Below are 18,950 nucleotides of genomic sequence, written 5' to 3'. Positions count from 1 at the left end.
CGCCGATGCTCCGCATCGACTCCCTCCTCCGCCTTGCGATGCACGGCACCAGACGCCGCTCCCTGATCCGGCCTGATCGACGAGACACCCCCTAGGCCCGGGTCGATCCGAGAACAGTCCGAGTTGGCAGCCAACTCCTCTGGCCATGGCTGCTACTTGGCTCCTTCTCGGAACAACTCCCGGAAGATGACGCTAAGTTGTACCGTTTGGTCGTGACCCAGGAGAACGTGGCCGTGAACGGCGGGCGGCGTACCGCGCAGGAGATCGCCGACATCCTCCGGGAACGCATACGCAGCGGCGACCTCAGAGTGGGCCAACGTCTCCCCACACAGGCCGAGTTGGCCGAGGAGTTCGGTGTGGAGCGTGGGGCCGTGCGGCAGGCGCTGCGGGTGCTGCACGGCGCCGGTCTGCTCAGCGGGGTCAGCAAGGGCAGCCCGCCGAGGATCGCGGAGCCCGCCCCCGCACTGGACGAGCCGCAGCCCACGATGGTGGGCCTCGCCCCGCGCCTGGCCGAGGCGTTCACCGCGCCCCACGTTCGCGTGGATGCGGTGTGTCTGACCGCGCAGAGCCTGACGCCCGCCCTCGGCGAGCCGCTGCGCCTCATCCACGAGGGCAAGGTCCGGCCCGAGCGGATCGACGCCCGCGTGCTGCTGCCCTCCCGGGACATCGACCTCGCCTTCCCGGTCTCGGCCGCCCCGCGCGAACAGACCGCCCCGCGTGAACAGGACGACCACCCCGCGCGCCACCGCGACGACGACCCGGTGCACCGGCGCTGGCTCGCCATGCGCAACGCCCAGGGCCAGGTCCTCCAGTACAACCTGGAGGCCCTGCGTTCCACCCACGGCATCGAGGTGAACGTGACCTTCCGCGCCCTGCCGTTCACCCCGCCCGCCAAGCTGTACCTGCTCAACGGCACCGAGGCGCTGTACGCGTACTACATGGTCACGCGCCGCGAGGAGCCCACCGACAGCGGCACCCTGGAGATGTACGACACGCTCGGCTCCGAGTCCCTGCTGTTCTCCTTCGACCGGCGGGCGGGCCGACGGGACGCCGCGTTCGTGGAACAGTCGCAGAACTGGTTTGACGCCCTCTGGGAAACCATCGCATCGGACCTGACACTCTCCTGGTGACTTCTGAGACGACGACGCAGACTGAACCGGTGGCGACCGAATCGGCTGAGAAACCGACCGCGTACGAGATCGAGAAGCTACGGGAACTGATCGGCACCCGGATCGTGCTCTGGGACTTCGACGGGCCGATCTGCCGGCTGTTCGCCGGGCACACGGCGGAGAGCGTGGCCGTCGGGCTGGTGGACTGGCTGGCGGAGCGCGGGCTGACGGGCCTGCTCACCCCCGCCGAGCGCGGCACCCTGGACCCCCAGGTGGTGCTCCGCGCGGTGGACCGCGCCCATCCCGGCAGCGAGCTGGTGGCGGAGCTGGAGCAGCTCCTGACCGAGGAGGAGCTGCGGGCCGCGGCCTCCGCGATGCCCACCGCCTACGCCGACCCGCTGATCCGCACCTGGACGGCCGTGGGCTCCCGCCTCGCCATCACCACCAACAACTCCCCGCTCGTGGTCCACGCCTATCTGGCGGGCCGGGGCCTGACCGGCTGTTTCGGCCCGCACGTCTACGGCCGCACCCCCGACCTGCACCGCCTCAAGCCCGACCCCGACTGCCTCAACCGCGCCCTGGACGCCCTGGGCGCGGAGCCGTCCGCCGCCCTGATGATCGGCGACTCCCCGGCCGACGTCGTCGCCGCCCGCCAGGCGGGCGTCCGCTTCGTCGGCTACGCCCGCGACGAGCGCCGCGCCAAGCCCCTGGGCGATTCCGGCGCGCGCACGGTCCTGCCCTCCCTGGAGCCCCTGCTGGTGGCGCTGCGCAGCTAGTGCCGCAACAGGCAACGTTCGCCCCGTCGCGACGCCCGGCACGCACTCTCGCCGCACCAGCCGAAAGCCCAAGTACGTCCAGTACGAGGACTTCCGGCCGGCACGCCGAGAGCACGCACCGGCCGCCGCTCCTTGACGGGTAAACGTTGCCTGCCGCGGCACTAGCGGACGCTCGGGTTCCGTGGCACTGCGGCCGCGCCGCTGGTACGTGTGTACGTCCGCTCGTCGGCCAGGGCGACCGGGTACGGAGCGGCGCGGCCGTAACGGCCTCCACCCGGCCGGAAAACCGGTACCTTGCTGCCACTTCGCGCCCGCCGGGCAGGGCGCGCACGGCGAGAGATACGGGCGCATGTCCCACGGAACGACTTCCCCCGCTCGGCAGCGCGCTGCCGAGATGAGCGGCGACGACAGCGTGATCGAAGGTCCGCTGCACGGCTATCACCACGAGACGTATGTGTTCCCCCTGCCGGGCGAGGCGGGCGGGGACCGGGCGGGGCGGTGGAAATGCCGGGAGCCGAGGGAGGGGCTGCTCTGGTTCGACCGGCGCTGCTTCGCCTCGGAGGAGCGGCTGCTGGCGGCCCTCGGCGGCCGGGTGCGGGGCGTCCCGGAGATCGTGGAGGTCGGCGGGCTGCGGCTGATGCGGTTCGTGGAGGGCCGTACGCTCGGTTCGCTCCACCCCTCCGGCACCCAGGTCCCGGAGCTGCTCGGCCACCAGATCGTCCGGCTGTTCGGCAGGCTGGCCCGGGTCGACCCCTGGGGCCTGACGGTCGAGCGGCGCTGCCAGGAGCAGGACCGCCCGGCCGACGGCGACACCGACGGCTTCCTGGAACGGCTCGTCCACTTCACCGAGCACCAGGTGTACCGCGCCAATCTCGACCGGTTCGGGGAGCTCTTTGCGGAGCTGGGCCTGGAGGAGGAGTCGTTCACCTACCTCCGCAAGCAGGTCTCGGGGCTGGCCCGCCGTCCCTTCCGGCTGCTCCACGCGGACCTGCACCGGGAGAACCTGATCGTCGACCCGGATGGCGTCCTCTGGGTCATCGACTGGGAGTTGGCGATGGTCGGCGACCCCCTCTACGACCTCGCGACCCACCTCCACCTGATGCGCTACCCGGCCCCGCAGGCGCGGGACATGGCCGAGCGGTGGGCGGCGGTGGCCGAGGCCGTGCGGCCCAGGGCCACGCGCGGCTGGCGGCACGACCTGGAGCGGCTGCTCGCCTACAAGCGCGCGCAGTCCGTCTTCACCGACGTGATCCGTACGGCCCTCTCGCTGCCGCCCGCCCCGGCCCCCGTGACCGAGGCGGCCGGCCGGCTCGCCGCCGTCCTGGCCGAGGCCGCGGGTCCGCTGGGCCTCACCCCGCCGGACGTCCCGGCCGTCGCCGAGGCGCTGCGGCGGTGGCGGCGCGGATAGGACATCCTGCGGGACATGCTGCTCTTCCTCGACATCGACGGCGCCCTCATCCCCTACGGGGCGCCCGACGACGCGTACCCGGTGTACGAGCGCGGGGTGGCCGGACCGTCCGATGGGCATCCGCTGCTCTGGCGGGTCGACCCCGCCCTGGGCGCGCGGCTGACGGCGCTGGGCTGCGAGCTGGTGTGGGCCTCCACCTGGATGGACGAGGCCAACGAGATCATCGCCCCCTGGCTGGGGCTGCCCCCACTGCCCGTCGTCGAGTGGCCGGACGAGGACGAGCCGCCGGGGCTGCTCCACTGGAAGACACGGCCGCTGGTGGCCTGGGCGGCGGGACGGCCGTTCGTCTGGATGGACGACGAGCTGACGGAGGCGGACCGCGCGTGGGTCGCCGTACATCACCGGGGCCCGGCACTGCTGCACCGGGTGAACCACGTGTACGGGCTGACGGACGCGGACTTCGGGGCGGTGCGGGGGTGGCTGGGGGACCAGGGAGTGCTCCCGTAGGGGATCGGGGGCCAGTCGCTCGACCGCGTCCAGCCGCCGCTCGTCGGTGAGACGTCGGAAGCCGAACCGCGCACGGGCCGTGGACCGGCGTGACGCAGTGGGCCTCCGCCCGTTCGGGCGGCGGGCGGTACCGTCGGCGGGCCGATCCGTGTCGAGGAGCCGTCGTGATCACCGAGTACCAGCAGAAGCTGCGCGAGCGCCTTCTCGCCGCCCCCGTCGTGCCCGCCCCCGCGCCCTGGCGGCCGGTGCTGGACCGGCGCACCCCCATCGGCGGCCTGCTCGGCATCGGCTTCGCCGTGCACCCCGGCAGCGGGCGGGACCTCGTCATGGTGGTGTCCCACGACGGCCACGGCCTCTTCGACGCGGTCACCGGCGAGAAGATCGCCCGCGACCGCGACCCCGACACCCCGGACGACGACCTCACCTGCCCCGGTCTCGGCCCCGTCGCGGGCCAACCGGTGCGCATCGCCGGTCTGTTCGGCGGCGGCCTGCACAGCGGCTCGGGCGACGGCTGGACCGTGACCGCGGTCAGCCCCGACTGGCCCCACGACCGCGTCATCCTCTCCACCGCCGGCGGCTTCCACCAGGGCGAGCCCGGCACCACCTGGTGGCACATCCTGCACTCCACCTACGCCGAACTCCGCGCCGTCGGCTTCTCCCCCTCGGGCCGGACACTGGCGGTGGCGACGAGCGCGGACCTGACGTTGTGGACGAGGGAGTGGACGAGGGAGTAGCGGGCTCAAGTCCCAGGTGAATCAGGTGAGTTGCGGTCGAGAGCCGATCGTCGTAGCGGGGCATCCGGAGGGAAGGCAGTAGATGGAGTTCACGGACATGGCCGAGCTGCGCGGGGTCTGCGCGGAACGGCTGGGGGAGCGGGTCGGCGCCCAGTACGCGGCGCTCGCCCGCCGGGGCTTCCGCCTGGAACCCGCGCGGGGTGCCACCCGCTGCACCCTCGGCGGCGCCGCCCGCCTGAACCCGGGCACTCCCTGGCCCGACCTCGACGGTGTCCCCCTCTCCCTCCTGGCCGTCCTCGACACCGAGGCCCTGGGGGGCGCCCCCGGTCTGCTGAACTTCTTCTACCTGGACCCGGACATCCCCTACGAGGAGTACCGGCGGCTGCCCGCCGGAGCCCCGCAGGCGTCCCGGGTGATCCCCGCCGACCCCCTGAGGGCCACCGAGACCCCCGCCCCCACCCCGGCCCGCCGCTACCCGGCCCACCCCGTCCTTCCCACCGAGGTCGTGATGCTCCCCGACTGCTGGGACGTGCCCAACACCGCTCTGGCGTACGACCCGGACGAGTACTGGGGCGTCGCCTCCCTCCTCCTCGACACGATGTCCGACCTCGACGGCAACACGGCCGGCACCCACCGAGCCCTCGGCTGGCCCGACACCTCCTACGCCACCTCCGCCATGCCACCCGACTCCCTCCACCTCCTCCAGCTCGCCGAAGACGACGACCTCGACTGGACCTGGGGAGACGCGGGCACCCTGTACTTCACGATCCCGGAAAAGGCGTACGCGGAGGGCGACTTCAGCGCGGCAAGCGCGGAGATGCGCTGCTGCTGAGCCCACCCGCTGCCGCTTGGCCGGTCGACCTCCAACCGTGCTGGAGGCCGTAGCTCACGGCCGTCCGTCCCTGGAAGGAGCGAAGAAGCACCGGACGGACACCCGCCGGTCTGTCCCGTCTCGGTGAGGGCGAACCACGTCGAGGCCGTGACCAGCGATGAGTCATCTTGAGCGAGATGCGGTGCGGCCCGGCGCCGAGCAGGGCGACGGGGGCGACAACCGCCGCCCGCGCGGCGAGCGTTGGGACGCCCGGTGCGAGGACGAGGCGGCACGCAGGCTGCCGAGACTGAGCGCGATGTTTCCCCTGTCATAGTGACCCGGTGGAGCGAGCGGATGCGGACCGGGTGATGGCGTTCAAGGCCGAAGCCGATATCGGCGTCGCCGGACGGGACGAGTGGTCCTATACGCCGACTGTCGGCGTCGGACCACTCCGGTTCGGTATGACCGTCGAGGAGGTGGTCGAGGCGACCGGGACGCTCGGCCGGACGGAGGTCGGTGATGGTGCACGGGACCACGCGGTCTTCTCGCCGACCTGGAAGGTCGCGGTCCACCGTCGTGGGGCAGCTCTTCCTTCACCTGCCGTCACGGCTTATGGGAGCCAAGCCGTGGGGCTGTTCTGCATCGCTGCCGACGCCGTGACCGGTCCCCAGGTCGCGTACGACGGAATCCCGCTGGTGGGGAGGGACCTGTCGGAGCTGGAGAGTGACCTCGTCGCGTATGCCGAGGCAACGGACATGCCCTTCCAGTACATGCCCGAGGGCTACGCGGGACCGGATGATCCCGGGGTCGTCATGCGCGGGCAACCGGTCGGGCCGGTCCTCCGGTCGCGCCCGTTGTTCATGGTGCCGCGCGACGGCGCGTACACCGAATGGGACTCGATGCCCTCCGAGGAGCACCGCCTCGACGGTCGGTCCACGGCCTGACGTGGTGTGACCCAGGGCGACGGGCGGAGGCCCGCATACGTGGACCGAGAGTGGCTCACTTTCAGCGAGAAGCGTCAGCCGCGCCCGCCCCCGCTGATACGGAGCGAGCTAGTTGTCGCCAACTCCGAAGATCACCGAATCCCGGGAAGGGGGTGCCGTTTGTCGGGGTACATGACTGATCTGCAAGGCATCACCGCTCCGTACGCCGGGGACGAGGTGACGGGTCCGGTACGGCATCTGGGGCATGCGCCGGTGGCGGACCGGCGGCCGATGCGGGTTCACCTGGCGGCGCGATCAACGGCACCGGCCGGTCTGGACCCGCTCGTCCAGTGACTGCGCGACGCCGATCGGACTCTCAGCGCCTACCTGCGCCGCCCCGCCCGGATCTCGTAGCCACTCCGGGCTGCCGTCAAGGACAACCGGTCCGCCGGAGAGGAACTCGCCGCATGATCACTCGCATCCGAGCGTCAGCCCGGCCACGGCAGCACGGTGAGCTCCGGCCACTCGTCCCTCCAGCGCGCCGCCTTGGCCTCATAGACCTCCCGCGGAGCAAGCGCCGGGTTGGGTCGGACCACGAGGTTGAACACGTCGGAGAGCCCGTGGGGCGCATAGACGCGCCATCCACCGTCGCGGTCCAGGCGCACCCCCAGACAGCACGTCGTCGCGGCGAACGAGTCGATCGCCGCCTCGGTGGACTCGTGAGGCGGACAGGTCACTCCGAATTTCTGCTCGTACCAGAGATGCACACGGGCCTCGTTGCGGATCTCCACCTCGGCCGGCAGCCCGGCGAACACCTGCTGCCCTGCCTTGATCACGGCATCCTCTGCCTCCCAGGACAGGTCAGTGCCGTCGAAGTAGAAGATGTCGTAGTCCTTGATGCCGCTGGTCGGGGGCCTGTCGGTGACCACGTTCCACACCGTCTGGAACAGGCACCCCGCCGTCACATACCAGCCGGGCAATTCCAACGTCGCCGCCCTGGTCAGCACGTCGGTCAGGACCTCGTTCTGGGAGAGCACGGACCGCAGGCCATCGAGCTGCTCGACAAGCGGGAGTCGACCAAACATCCGTACTCCCTATCACGAACAGCCGCTCGCACAAGGCGCGTTGGCTGCAAGCAGGCGCCTCGGCCCGCGAGGCGGGCCAGGTCAGGACTGCGTCGTCCGGAACGCGAGATACCGGCTGAAGGCTTCATGGCTGTCGGGGGTGAAGCGCCACTCCAACAGGGCCGACCGCAGCTCCGGCTCGGTCAGCCAGCCATGCCAGGCGACCTCATCGGGATCGGCGGCCACGGTGTCCGGCACCACGGCTTCGTGCACGCCGAGCCAGTGAGGGCTCAAACCGCTGCGGTTGACGAACGTGAACAGCAGGCGCGGCAGCGCACGAATGCCCAGCTCTTCGGCCAGCTCCCGCGCGGCGGCGTGTTCGTAGGACTCGCCGACGTTTGTGGCGCCACCGACTACGACCTCATGGAGCCCGGGGAAGCGCGACACCTGCTCCGACCGCCGATGGACGAGGATCCGCCCACGCGCATCACGACACACCGTCACGGCGACCCGGTGCAGCCAACCCTCCCGGATGGCCTCCCGACGGCTGACCACCCCCAGCACACGATCTTGACCGTCGACACGCTCCACCCATTCATCCACGACGCACACCCTGGCAGAGCCCACCGACAACGCCGTTTCTCGGCGACTCGCGGAGGCCGGCCCCCAAGGCGCCTGCACCAGGAGGCTGCACCCGGATGGCGACAGTTGTCCTGCACATACGACACCTGTCGTGCTCGGACTCACCCGCGCCGACGACACACGCACACTCCTGCTAGCGGATGCTTGCAATAGTTAGCAAGGGTGAGGCATGGTGGAGGCATGGCATCGCTCAACGTCGGCAATCTCGGTGAGTATCTGCGCGAGCAGCGGCGCAACGCACAGCTGTCGCTGCGGCAGCTCGCCGATGCCGCCGGGGTGTCCAATCCGTACCTGAGCCAGATCGAGCGCGGGCTGCGCAAGCCGAGCGCGGAGGTGTTGCAGCAGGTCGCCAAGGCGCTGCGCATCTCCGCCGAGACGCTGTACGTCCGCGCCGGAATCCTCGACGCCGAACGGGACCGGGACGAGGTCGAGACGCGCGCCGTCCTCCTCGCCGATCCCTCGCTGAACGAGCGGCAGAAGCAGGTGCTGCTCCAGATCTACGAGTCCTTCCGCAAGGAGAACGGATTCGGGGTCGGCGTATCGGAGCCGGAGGCAGGGGCAGAGGGGGAGGAGCGGCCCGGCAGCGCCGAGGACGACACGGGCGACACCACCGCACGCGGCACCCGCACGGCCGGCGGCAGTGATGCCGGTCCGCGGCGGACGGCCGGACAGTAGCCGGACCAGGGCTTCGGTCGCCGCACGCGGACCAACAACAACCTCAGCCGAACGCGAATCGAATCCGGGAGGACCATCACCATGGCCATCACCGACGACCTGCGCAAGACCTTCAGCGACCCGACTCCGCTCTACTTCGCCGCCGGAACCGCCGATCTCGCTCTGCAGCAGGCCAAGAAGGTGCCCGCACTGGTCGAGCAGCTCCGCGCCGAGGCCCCGGCGAAGATCGACAAGGTGCGCGCCACCGACCCCAAGGAGGTCCAGGCGAAGGCCACCGCGCGCGCCAAGGAGGCGCAGGAGGGCCTGCAGACCCGGCTCAACCAGCTCATCGGCACCCTCGACGTGGACATCAAGAAGCTCGGTGAGTCCGCCCAGGACCTCGCCCTGCGCGGTGTCGGCGTCGCCGCCGAGTACGCCGTCAAGGCCCGCGAGACCTACGAGAAGGTCGCCGAGCACGGCGAGCAGGCCGTGAAGACCTGGCGCGGCGACGCGGCCGAGGAGATCGAGGACTTCGCCATCGCCGTCGAGGGCGCGCCCGAGCCGGCCCCGGCCCCCGCCGCGACCCCGCTCACGGCGCAGCCCACGCCGGTCACCCCCGAGTCGGCCGCCGCCGCGAAGAAGCCGGTCGCCCCGAAGAAGTCCCCGGCTGCCCGCAAGACGCCGCCGACCGCGAAGAAGACCACGCCGCCGGCCAAGTGACACCGCCGGACACCATGGGGAACGGGCCGGGCACCTTCGGGGTGCCCGGCCCGTTCTCTGGGTACGGTGGCTTTACCGACGATTCGAACCGGGTGGTGGCATTGTGCTGATGACGGCGTTCGGCGACGTGATGTGGCTGATCTACACCGCCATGCTCGTCCTGGCCGTGGTGGCCTTCGTCCTGGCACTCCTGTTCCGCGAGGACGCCTACCGCGCGGCCGACAAGCAGAACAAGGGCTTCTGGCTGATCATCCTGGGCGTCGCCGTCGCGGTGAACCTGCTCGTCCCGATGCTGTTCCTCCAGCTCGCGGGCCTGGTCGCCACGATCGTCTTCTTCGTGGACGTCCGCCCCGCCCTCACCCGCGTCTCCGGCGGCCGCGTCTGGAGCCGGAACCGCCGCCGCGGCGGCAACAGCGACGGCCCGTACGGCCCGTACAACGGCGGCCGTTGACCACACGCGGGAACCGCACGCGGGGAGCCCCGGCGGCAGCGTTACCGCTGCCGCTCCAGCAACACCACCGCCACGTCGTCGGTGAGGTCGCCCCCGTTGAGGTTCCGTGCCTCGTTGACGGCCGCGCGCAGCAGTTCCTCGCCGCGCAGGCCCTCACAGAGCTGGCGGTGGATCATCGCCGTCATGCCGTCCTGGCCGAGCCGGTCGCCGTCGGTGCCGACGCGGCCCTCGATCAGACCGTCGGTGTAGAGCATCAGGCTCCACTCGGCACCCAGCTCGACCTGCATCCGGGGCCAGCGGGCGCCGGGCAGGAGGCCGAGGGCGGGGCCGTTGTTCTCGTACGGCAGCAGGCGTGGCACGGGGGCGGTGCCGCCGGGGCGTACCAGCAGCGGGGAGGGGTGGCCGGCCAGGCACAGGCCCGCGCGGCGGCCGTCCGGGGAGATGTCCACCGTGCAGAGGGTCGCGAAGATCTCCTCGTGGGCGCGCTCGTGGATCAGTACCTCTTGGAGGGTGTCCAGGAGCTGGTCCCCGCACAGCCCGGCCAGGGTCAGCGCCCGCCAGGCGATGCGCAGCTCCACGCCGAGCGCGGCTTCGTCCGGGCCGTGGCCGCAGACGTCGCCGATCATGGCGTGCACGGTGCCATCGGGGGTGCGCACCGCGTCGTAGAAGTCGCCGCCCAGCAGCGCGCGGGAGCGGCCGGGGCGGTAGCGCGCGGCGAAGCGCAGCCCGGAGCCCTCAAGCAGCGGGGTCGGCAGCAGGCCGCGCTCCAGGCGCCGGTTCTCCTGCGCGCGCAGCCTGCCCTCGGCCAGGCGCCGCTCGGCGGTGTCGGAGCGCTTGCGCTCGACGGCGTAGCGGATGGCGCGGTTGAGCAGCCGGCTGTCCAGCTCGTCGCGGAAGAGATAGTCCTGGGCGCCCACGCGTACGGCCTCGGCGCCGCGCTCGGCGTCACCGGAGGCGGTCAGCGCGATCACCGCCTGCCGGGGGGCCAGCTCAAGGACCTGGCGCAGTACGGCCAGCTCGTCGGGGTCCTCCGGACGGCCCGGGACGGGCAGCGCGAGGTCCAGGAGGATGCAGTGGACGTCGTCGGTGAGCAGCCGTCCGGCCTCGGTGAGGTTGCGGGCGGTGCGGACGCGGATCGGCTTGCCGGAGGAGTCCAGCAGCTCGGGCACGATCGGCCCCGCCGGGTCGTCCTCGATCAGCAGCAGGGTGAGCGGTGCGGCGGTGGCGCCATGGGGCGTGGTGTCGCGGCCGGCCTCCTGTTCGAGGGGGCCGCCGAGCACGGTGGCGGCCCGAGCCTGACCACTTTCCACGGCCGGGATCGCCCTCTGCCGCGGTATGGGTACGGGCATCTTCCTGGGTTCCTTCGCTCCCCCCGAGGGTGGTGGTGTCGAGGGGTCTCGATCCACCGTCGGGTGACCATAGCGGTTGCGGCGGTTCCGGCGGAATGGTGTGAGCCGCGTCGCTCGGGTGCGAGGGGCAGCCATGTGCCGTGCCGCGCAAGGGGGTTCGGGGTGCGCGGGGCCACGCCGGGATGACGAAGCTCACTCGGCGAACGGGGGCTCGCGTGGAGTCGGTCACACGGGCGCGGGGGTGCTCGGCGTGACGGGGGTCACGGGTGCGGGCGTACGGCGGTGCGGGTCACGGGTACGGGCGTACGGCGGTGCCGGCCGCGGGTTGCGCGTCCCGGCCGTACGGCGACGCCCGGGGCCCCGATCAGGCGTGCGGCCGTACGACGCCCAGGATCGGCATCGTCCCCGCCCCGGTCACCGTCACCGTGCGCCCGGGGCGCGGCGCGTGGATGATCTTGCCGTCACCGGCGTACATCGCGACGTGCGTGGCGTCGCCGAAGTAGATGATCAGGTCCCCGGGGCGCATGTCCTTCACCGCCACGTGGGGGAGCTGCCGCCACTGCTCCTGCGAGGTGCGCGGGATCGGGTGCCCTGCCGCGGCCCACGCCTGGGAGGTGAGCCCGGAGCAGTCGAAGGAGTCGGGGCCCTCGGCGCCCCACACGTACGGCTTGCCGAGCTGGGCGGTGGCGAACGCGACCGCCTTCTTCCCCTCGGCGGAAGCCTTGTCGCTGATGCCGTCGAGGACGCCGCTGTCCAGCCAGGCGGTCTGCGCCGCGCGGGCGGCCTGCCGCTCCAGCTCGGCCAGCCACTCCTTCTCCTTCTTCTCCAGCCGGGACTCGAGGAGTTCGGCGTCCGCGATCCGCTTCTCGATCTTCTTCTTCGCCGCGTCCTTGGCCGCGCGGTCGGCCTCCAGCTTCTTCATGCGGGCGGCGGCGTCGTCCGCGTATCCCCGCAACTCGTCCTGGGTGCGCGCCGTTTCGGTGAGCAGCTTCCTGGTCGCCCGCTCGCCGTTGAGGATCGTCGCCGCCGAGTCCGCGAACCGCTGCGGGTCGTCGGTGAGCAGGAACCGCGCCATGGGCGGCAGGCCGCCGTCGCGGTACTGGGCCCGCGCGGTCGCGCCCGCCTGGTCCTTGAGCCGCTCCAGCTTCGCCTTGCCCTCCGCGATCCGCGCGTTGAGGTCGTCGAGCTCGGCGGACTGCTTCTCGGCCTTCTCCTCGGCCGCGTTGTAGGCGTCGGTGGCGACGGCGGCGTCGTGGTAGAGCCGGTCGAGCTGCTCGCGGATCTTCTCCAGATCCTTGTCGGGGGTGGGCGCGGGTGCGGGCGTCGTACCCGGCGTCGTGCCCGGCACCGGGCTGCCCGCGGGCGCGGGTGAGCCGGACGCGGTCGCCACGGACGGTTCGGGCGGCACCGACGCGAACGCCGTACCGGCACCCGCCAGCACGGTCACCGCGCACACCACGGTCACGGCGGCGGCGAGCAGGCCGCGCTTGCCCGAACCCATACATTCCCCCAAGCTGATTTACCGTCAGTAATGCGTGCTGCCCGAGGGATCGTGTCACGAATGGGCTCGAAGTGACAGAGGTGGTACGAAGTCGCACTCCCTGTTGCCTCTTTCGGCCCTTTGCGACTCCCGCCCCTCCCGTACTCCCCCCGGCGCGGGCGGTTGACGACGATCTTCCGCCGGTGTGACGTACGGCGCGCGGAGATCGTTCCCCCGCGATCGTTCCCCCGCGATTCCGGAGGGGACCGGCGGCTCAGTACGGGCGGGGAGTCGGCGGCTCAGTGCGTGCGGGGCGCCAAGGCCGCCCAGTCCACGGTGACTTCGCCCTGGCGCCAGCGCGCGGGGCCGTCCGTCACCGGCCAGTCGGCCGTCAGGTCCCGGACCGTACGCAGCCAGCGCTGACGGGCGCCGTAGGAGGCGAAGGGTGCGGCGGCGGCCCACGCGCGGTCGAAGTCGCGCAGGAAGGCGTACACCGGTTCGCCGGGCACATTGCGGTGGATCAGCGCCTTCGGCAGCCGCTCGGCGAGGTCGGAGGGGCGCTCCAGGGAGCCGAGCCGGGTCGCGAAGGTCACCGTGCGCGGGCCCTCGGGGCCGAGCGCGACCCACACGTGCCGCCGCCCGATCTCGTCGCACGTCCCCTCGACGAGGAGCCCGCCGCGCGAAACCCCAGCAGCCGGGGCGAGCCGCGCGCACAGCCGCTGCCACACGGCCGCGACCTGGTCCTCGTCGTACTGCCGCAGCACGTTCGCCGCCCGGATCAGGGCCGGCCGCCCGGGCACCGGGATCTCGAAGCCGCCGTGCCGGAAGGTCAGCCCCTCGCGCTCGTACGGCCGCGCCGCCGCGACCCGCTCCGGCTCGATCTCGACGCCGACCACCTGGGCGCGGGGTGCGGCGGTCCGCAGCCGTCCGAGCAGCTCGACGGCGGTCCAGGGCGCGGCGCCGTACCCGAGGTCGACGGCCACCGGCGCGTCCGCGCGGCGCAGCTCGGCGCCGTGCGTGGCCGCGATCCAGCGGTCCATGCGGCGCAGCCGGTTGGGGTTGGTGGTGCCGCGCGTCACCGTGCCTACGGGTCGGGAGGTCGCGCGGGTTGCCATGGATACGAGGGTAAGCGGGCGCGGAGGGCCTCCGGCCGGGTGCGTGCCGGTTTGGGCCGGTGCCGGTCCGGGGCGTGTGCTGGTTTGGGGCGCGTGCCGGTCCCGGAGGCGCGTGCCGGTCCCGGAGGTGCGTCGGTCCTGGACTCACACCAGGCCCGAACGGTTGAGCGAATCATGGTCATGATTCGGTAAAGCCGCTTGATCGGGGCCGTCAACGGGAAATGGCCGGATACCCGTCCGGTGTTGCACGTCCGGGAGGGCTGGGTCGGTCCTCCGGTCGTCATGGCCGCGCCGAGGAGGAGGAACGCCACGTGAGCCAGTACGTCAGCAGGCTCGGGCGTCGCTCCCCGGCGGCTCCGCCCCGGCTGAGACTGCACCGCAAGCCCCGCCGGGTCGCCATGCTCTCCGTGCACACCTCGCCGCTCCACCAGCCCGGCACCGGCGACGCGGGCGGCATGAACGTCTACATCGTGGAGCTGGCCCAGCGGCTCGCCGCGATCAACATCGAGGTCGAGATCTTCACCCGGGCCACCTCCGGCGACCTCGCCCCCACCGTCCAGCTCGCCCCCGGCGTCCTGGTCCGGCACGTGGACGCGGGCCCCTACGAGGGCCTGGCCAAGGAGGACCTGCCCGCCCAGCTGTGCGCCTTCACCCACGGCGTGATGCAGGCCTGGGCCGGACACCGCCCCGGCCACTACGACCTCGTCCACTCCCACTACTGGCTCTCCGGCCACGTCGGCTGGCTCGCCGCCCAGCGCTGGGGCGTCCCGCTGGTCCACGCCATGCACACCATGGCCAAGGTCAAGAACGCCAGCCTGGCGGTCGGCGACACTCCCGAGCCCGCCGCGCGCGTGATCGGCGAGACCCAGATCGTGCACGCCGCCGGGCGGCTCATCGCCAACACCGCCGAGGAAGCCGCCGAACTCGTCCGGCACTACGAGGCCGATCCCGCCAAGGTCGCCGTCGTCCACCCCGGCGTGAACCTCGCCCGTTTCCGCGTGGCGACGGGCCGCGCCGCCGCCCGCGCCCGGCTCGGGCTGCCGCAGGACGCCCTGATCCCCCTCTTCGCCGGCCGGATACAGCCCCTCAAGGCCCCCGACGTGCTGCTCCGCGCCGTCGCCCATCTCCTGGACGAGCGCCCCGACCTGCGGCCGAGGATCGTCGTACCCGTCGTGGGCGGGCCCAGCGGCAGCGGCCTCGCCAAGCCCGAGGGGCTGCAGAAGCTCGCCGCGCGGCTCGGCATCACGGACGTCGTACGGTTCCGGCCGCCGGTCGGGCAGGAACAGCTCGCGGACTGGTTCCGGGCCGCGTCCGTCCTGGTCATGCCGTCCCACAGCGAGTCCTTCGGCCTCGTCGCCATCGAGGCGCAGGCCACCGGCACACCGGTGATCGCCGCCTCGGTCGGCGGCCTCCCGGTCGCCGTGCGCGACGGCGAGACCGGCTTCCTGGTCGACGGCCACGACCCGGCCGCCTACGCCCACGTGCTCCGCCGCTTCGCCGACGACCCCACCCTCTCCGACCGCATGGGCGCCGCCGCCGCCCACCACGCCCTCGCCTTCGGCTGGGACGCCTCGGCGGCGGCGACGGCGGACGTCTACACGGCCGCGATGGCGGCACACCGGCGTCGCGTACGCTCGCCGCATGGGTGAGGCGGACCTGGGGCCGGCCGACATGGGCGCTGCACACATGGGCGTTGCGCACATGGACGTCGCCGACATGGGCGGGACGGACACGGGTCCGGAGGACATGGGCGGTGCCCACATGGAGGCCGCCGACATGGGCGGGACGGACATGGGTCCGGAGGACACGGGCCGAGCCCACATGAGGGCCGACGACATGGGCGAGTCGAACATGGGTAGCGGGGCGGACATGGGTGAAGCGCACACGGGCGAGACGCACATGGACGATTCCGACAGGCCCGCGCGCGTGATCGAGGACGCCCTCAAGGACGCCGAGCTGGAGTGGGAGAGCCCCGAGGCCGGGTCCTACGTCGTCAAGCTCCCCGGCACCCGCAAGCTCTCCACCACCGTGTCGTTCCTCGTCGGCCGCCACACCCTCTCCGTGAACGCCTTCGTCATCCGGCACCCCGACGAGAACGAGGCCGGCGTCCACCGCTGGCTCCTGGAGCGCAACCTCAAGCTGTACGGCGTGAGTTACGCGGTCGACCACCTCGGCGACATCTACGTCACCGCCCGCCTCCCCCTCGCCGCCGTCACCCCCGACGAGATCGACCGCCTCCTCGGCCAGGTCCTCGAAGCGGCCGACGGCGCCTTCAACACCCTCCTGGAACTGGGCTTCGCCTCCGCGATCCGCAAGGAACACGCCTGGCGCGTCGCCCGCGGCGAGTCCACCCGCAACCTGGACGCCTTCGCGCACCTGTTCCGCCGGGAAGAAGGCTGACGATTCGTCAGCTCCGGCCCCGGTAGCGCCCCGGCGTCACCCCCACCAACCGCTTGAAGTGCCGCGTGAGATGGGACTGGTCGCAGAAGCCGGTCGCCGCCGCGACCTCGCTCGGGGTCAGGCCGTCGAGCAGGAGGCGGCGGGCCCGGCCGACGCGGCGGGAGGTCAGGTACTGGTGCGGGGGGATGCCGTAGGCGGTGCTGAACGTCCGTACCAGGTGGGCGGGATGGGCGTGCAGGAGCCGGGCGGCGTCCGCGAGGGTGAGGCGGCCGGCGACCTGTTCGTCCAGCAACTCCCGTAGCTGCCCGGCCAGTAGGGGGTCGGGCCGGGAGGACGGCCGTTCCCGGCGCCGGAGATGGTCCCGCAGGCGCTCGCCGACCAGTGCGAGCCTGCTCTCCGCCTCCAGTTCGTCCCCGGCCCGCCGCAGTGCCCCGTGCAGCCGTCCCACCCGCTCGCGCAGCAGGGCGTCCGCGAGGTCGGGGCCGTCGACGGCGGCGCCGATCAACTCGGCGCCGAGCAGGCTCTCGTCGAGGTACAGCACCCGCTTGCGGAAGCCGTCCGGGGTGGCGGCGGCGCCGTTGTGCGGCACATGCGGGGGCAGCAGGGTGACCGTGTCGCGCGGGGTGCCGTGCTCGTGCCGTCCGAGGTCGTACCGCACCGCGCCGTCGTCCACGATCAGCAGCGTCCAGGCGTCGTGGACGTGCATCGGATACGCGTACTCCGTGAAACGGGCGTGGAAGACCTCCACGACACCCGGTACGCGCGGGCGCCAGGCGGCGACGTCACCACGTCGGTCGGAGACCATGCAAACAACGTACAAGACGGCTCCGCGCCCCGGTCGGCAGTCTCGGGGCATGAACGAACAGCCCCTCCCCGCCGACGGCCCCGTCACCCGGTTCGACACCAAGATCGCCGTACTGCTTCGGGACGACCTGGAACCCTGGCAGCGCCTCAACGTCACCGCGTTCCTGGTCAGCGGCCTGGGCAGCCAGGTCCCCGAGGTGGTGGGCGCGCCCTACGAAGACGCCGACGGTGTGGGTTACCTCCCCATGTTCCGCCAGCCCGTCCTGGTCTTCGAGGGCTCCAAGGAGACCCTGTGTGCGGCCCACACACGTGCGCTCGCCCGCGCCCTGCCCCGCGCCCTCTTCACCGCCGACCTCTTCGCCACCGGCAACGACCACGACAACCGGGCAGCCGTACGGGCCGTACCCACGGCGGAACTCGACCTGGTCGGTCTCGCGGTGTACGGCCCGAGGAACGGGGTGGACAAGGTGACGAAGGGGGCGCGGATGCATCCGTAGGGGACGCGGGGCGCCCCAGGAGGGTCAGGCGGTACGCAGCCCGGCGGGGGCGTCGGCGTCGGTGTCGGCGTCCTTGCCGACGGTGTCCGCCGGGGCGGATTCCGCCTGACTCTTCGGGGCAGCGTCGGTCTGAAGGGCGATGCTCTCCTCCTTCGGCAGCCTCCGCATCAGCACCCCGTACCCGATCCCCGCGACCGTGCCGACCGCCGCGCACCCGGCCCACAGCCACGCCGCCCCGAACCGGTCGATCACCGTGCCGGACACCAGCGGGGCGACCAGGGCGGCCGCGGACCAGGACAGGCCGTAGACGCCCTGGTAGCGGCCGCGCCCGTGGACGGGGGAGAGGCGTACGACGAGCCCGGTCTGGGTCGGCGCGTTCACGATCTCGGCGAGGGTCCACACGACGACTGTCAGCGCGAAGAGCCCGACCGATCCGGCGAAGGCGGTGAGCCCGAAGCCGTAGCCCGCGAGGAGCGAGGAGACGACCAGTAGCATGCGGGCGTCGCGGTGCTTGATGAAGCGGGTGACCGGGATCTGGAGGACGACGATGAGGATGCCGTTGACGGCGATGGCCATGCCGTAGTCGGCGGGGGAGAACCCGGCGCGGCCCATGGCCACCGGCAGACCGACGGAGCCCTGCTGGAAGACCAGCGCGATGAGGAAGGACAGCCCGACGACCGCCATGTACCGCCGGTCGCGCAGCACGGTTCCGAGGCCGACCTCGCTCCCGGCCTCCTTGGCGGTGGGCGCGGGGCGGGACTCGGGCAGCTTGAGGAAGACGACGATCGCGCAGACCAGCGTCATGCCGGCCTCGATGAGGAACCCGGCGCGGTAGCTGTAGCGGGCGATGAAACCGGCGCCCATGGAGGAGACGGCGAAGCCGAGGTTGATCGCCCAGTAGTTGAGCGAGAAGGCGCGGACCCGGTCCTCGGGGCGCACGATGTCGGCCATCATCGCCTGCACGGCGGGCCGGGAGGCGTTGGAGGCGGCGCCGACCAGGAAGGCGACGCCCGCGATGGCGACCGGGTCGCGCATGAAGCCGAGCAGGGCGACCGAGGCGGCGGTGGCGAGCTGCGCGACGAGCAGGGTGGGCCGCCTGCCGAACCTGTCCGCCATCACGCCGCCGCCCAGCGAGGAGACGACGCCGCCGAGCCCGTGCAGGGAGGCGACGAGACCGGCGTACGAGGCGGAGTAGCCGCGGTCGAGGGTCAGATAGAGCGCCATGAAGGTGGCGACGAAGGCACCGAGCCGGTTGATCAGGGTGCTGGTCCACAGCCACCAGAAGGCGCGGGGCATGCCGGAGACGGAGGCGCGGGCGGCCGATGTGAGACGGCCGACGGGCGCGGCGAGCGCGGACATGTGGACGAGACCCCCCGGTAAGTGGTGCTTTCGGTGTGCGCAACTTACTCCGGGCGCGTTGTCGGGGGCCACTCAATTAACAGATGCCGTCAACTGTGGGTGTCTTTCGGCTCCTGTGGGCGGCTGGGACGGTCGTCGTGGGCGGGC

The 18,950-nt window shown here is 72.2% G+C and carries 21 protein-coding genes; 14 read left to right on the top strand and 7 right to left on the bottom strand.

From position 1 onward, the window contains the following. The first annotated feature begins 206 nt into the window (after positions 1–206). The 8 genes from AB0E91_RS16320 (at position 207) to AB0E91_RS16285 (ending at position 6,622) form a co-directional block, all read left to right on the top strand. On the top strand, positions 207–1,130 hold the full coding sequence (locus AB0E91_RS16320; protein WP_361781275.1) for a GntR family transcriptional regulator: 924 nt from the start codon (positions 207–209) through the stop codon (positions 1,128–1,130). A 29-nt stretch (positions 1,131–1,159) separates the two neighbouring features. Further along, the gene (locus tag AB0E91_RS16315; protein ID WP_361781272.1) at positions 1,160–1,885 is read left to right on the top strand and encodes an HAD-IA family hydrolase; all 726 of its coding nucleotides are present in this window, start codon (positions 1,160–1,162) and stop codon (positions 1,883–1,885) included. A 394-nt stretch (positions 1,886–2,279) separates the two neighbouring features. Further along, positions 2,280–3,293, top strand: a complete 1,014-nt coding sequence (locus tag AB0E91_RS16310; RefSeq protein WP_361781269.1) for a phosphotransferase — start codon at positions 2,280–2,282, stop codon at positions 3,291–3,293. Between the two features lie 15 nt (positions 3,294–3,308). Next, a complete protein-coding gene (locus AB0E91_RS16305; RefSeq protein WP_361781266.1) occupies positions 3,309–3,800 on the top strand; it encodes an HAD domain-containing protein in 492 nt (163 codons plus the stop codon). 164 nt (positions 3,801–3,964) lie between these two features. Further along, a complete protein-coding gene (locus AB0E91_RS16300) occupies positions 3,965–4,534 on the top strand; it encodes a hypothetical protein (RefSeq protein ID WP_361781263.1) in 570 nt (189 codons plus the stop codon). 82 nt (positions 4,535–4,616) lie between these two features. Continuing rightward, the gene (locus AB0E91_RS16295; RefSeq protein WP_361781260.1) at positions 4,617–5,366 is read left to right on the top strand and encodes a DUF1963 domain-containing protein; all 750 of its coding nucleotides are present in this window, start codon (positions 4,617–4,619) and stop codon (positions 5,364–5,366) included. 320 nt (positions 5,367–5,686) lie between these two features. Then, on the top strand, positions 5,687–6,289 hold the full coding sequence (locus AB0E91_RS16290) for a hypothetical protein (RefSeq protein ID WP_361781257.1): 603 nt from the start codon (positions 5,687–5,689) through the stop codon (positions 6,287–6,289). 171 nt (positions 6,290–6,460) lie between these two features. Then, positions 6,461–6,622: a hypothetical protein gene (locus AB0E91_RS16285; RefSeq protein ID WP_361781254.1), complete on the top strand. Its 162-nt coding sequence runs from the start codon at positions 6,461–6,463 to the stop codon at positions 6,620–6,622. A gap of 134 nt (positions 6,623–6,756) precedes the next feature. Here the strand turns inward: AB0E91_RS16285 and AB0E91_RS16280 are convergent, their stop codons facing one another. Continuing rightward, positions 6,757–7,353, bottom strand: a complete 597-nt coding sequence (locus tag AB0E91_RS16280; RefSeq protein ID WP_361781251.1) for a nucleotidyltransferase family protein — start codon at positions 7,351–7,353, stop codon at positions 6,757–6,759. An 81-nt stretch (positions 7,354–7,434) separates the two neighbouring features. Further along, on the bottom strand, positions 7,435–7,944 hold the full coding sequence (locus tag AB0E91_RS16275) for an NUDIX domain-containing protein (RefSeq protein WP_361781248.1): 510 nt from the start codon (positions 7,942–7,944) through the stop codon (positions 7,435–7,437). Positions 7,945–8,154: 210 nt separating this feature from the next. Between AB0E91_RS16275 and AB0E91_RS16270 the strand changes: the two genes are divergently transcribed. The 3 genes from AB0E91_RS16270 to AB0E91_RS16260 all read left to right on the top strand — a co-directional run bounded on the left by AB0E91_RS16270 (position 8,155) and on the right by AB0E91_RS16260 (position 9,799). Then, a complete protein-coding gene (locus tag AB0E91_RS16270; protein WP_361781245.1) occupies positions 8,155–8,649 on the top strand; it encodes a helix-turn-helix transcriptional regulator in 495 nt (164 codons plus the stop codon). 81 nt (positions 8,650–8,730) lie between these two features. Further along, the gene (locus AB0E91_RS16265; protein ID WP_361781242.1) at positions 8,731–9,348 is read left to right on the top strand and encodes a hypothetical protein; all 618 of its coding nucleotides are present in this window, start codon (positions 8,731–8,733) and stop codon (positions 9,346–9,348) included. Between the two features lie 103 nt (positions 9,349–9,451). Next, complete coding sequence (locus AB0E91_RS16260) at positions 9,452–9,799, top strand: DUF2516 family protein (protein ID WP_361781239.1); 348 nt, start codon at positions 9,452–9,454, stop codon at positions 9,797–9,799. 41 nt (positions 9,800–9,840) lie between these two features. On the opposite strand, the gene AB0E91_RS16255 is transcribed toward AB0E91_RS16260, so the two are convergent. The 3 genes from AB0E91_RS16255 to AB0E91_RS16245 all read right to left on the bottom strand — a co-directional run bounded on the left by AB0E91_RS16255 (position 9,841) and on the right by AB0E91_RS16245 (position 13,743). After that, positions 9,841–11,148: a fused response regulator/phosphatase gene (locus AB0E91_RS16255; protein WP_361781236.1), complete on the bottom strand. Its 1,308-nt coding sequence runs from the start codon at positions 11,146–11,148 to the stop codon at positions 9,841–9,843. 364 nt (positions 11,149–11,512) lie between these two features. After that, the gene (locus AB0E91_RS16250) at positions 11,513–12,649 is read right to left on the bottom strand and encodes an NlpC/P60 family protein (RefSeq protein ID WP_361781233.1); all 1,137 of its coding nucleotides are present in this window, start codon (positions 12,647–12,649) and stop codon (positions 11,513–11,515) included. Positions 12,650–12,927: 278 nt separating this feature from the next. Next, positions 12,928–13,743 carry a class I SAM-dependent methyltransferase gene (locus AB0E91_RS16245; RefSeq protein WP_361781230.1) on the bottom strand — a complete coding sequence of 272 codons (816 nt, stop codon included), beginning with the start codon at positions 13,741–13,743 and terminating at the stop codon, positions 12,928–12,930. Between the two features lie 311 nt (positions 13,744–14,054). Between AB0E91_RS16245 and mshA the strand changes: the two genes are divergently transcribed. Both mshA and AB0E91_RS16235 read left to right on the top strand, forming a co-directional pair. Continuing rightward, complete coding sequence (gene mshA / locus AB0E91_RS16240; RefSeq protein ID WP_361781227.1) at positions 14,055–15,392, top strand: D-inositol-3-phosphate glycosyltransferase; 1,338 nt, start codon at positions 14,055–14,057, stop codon at positions 15,390–15,392. A gap of 250 nt (positions 15,393–15,642) precedes the next feature. Further along, on the top strand, positions 15,643–16,143 hold the full coding sequence (locus AB0E91_RS16235) for a YbjN domain-containing protein (protein WP_361781356.1): 501 nt from the start codon (positions 15,643–15,645) through the stop codon (positions 16,141–16,143). Between the two features lie 7 nt (positions 16,144–16,150). Here AB0E91_RS16235 and AB0E91_RS16230 read toward each other — a convergent pair whose 3' ends face one another. Beyond that, entirely contained in the window at positions 16,151–16,948 is a 798-nt protein-coding gene (locus tag AB0E91_RS16230; protein WP_361781224.1) for an AraC family transcriptional regulator, read from the bottom strand. 49 nt (positions 16,949–16,997) lie between these two features. Here AB0E91_RS16230 and AB0E91_RS16225 point away from each other — a divergent pair, with 49 nt between their 5' ends. Beyond that, complete coding sequence (locus tag AB0E91_RS16225) at positions 16,998–17,444, top strand: DUF2000 domain-containing protein (RefSeq protein WP_361781221.1); 447 nt, start codon at positions 16,998–17,000, stop codon at positions 17,442–17,444. Between the two features lie 24 nt (positions 17,445–17,468). Here the strand turns inward: AB0E91_RS16225 and AB0E91_RS16220 are convergent, their stop codons facing one another. Then, on the bottom strand, positions 17,469–18,803 hold the full coding sequence (locus AB0E91_RS16220; protein WP_361781218.1) for an MFS transporter: 1,335 nt from the start codon (positions 18,801–18,803) through the stop codon (positions 17,469–17,471). Positions 18,804–18,950: the final 147 nt, after the last annotated feature.

Origin of the sequence: Streptomyces sp. NPDC026659 (genome assembly GCF_040638245.1) — a bacterium.
Taxonomy (GTDB): domain Bacteria; phylum Actinomycetota; class Actinomycetes; order Streptomycetales; family Streptomycetaceae; genus Streptomyces.
This window is presented reverse-complemented; position numbering and strand designations above follow the sequence as displayed.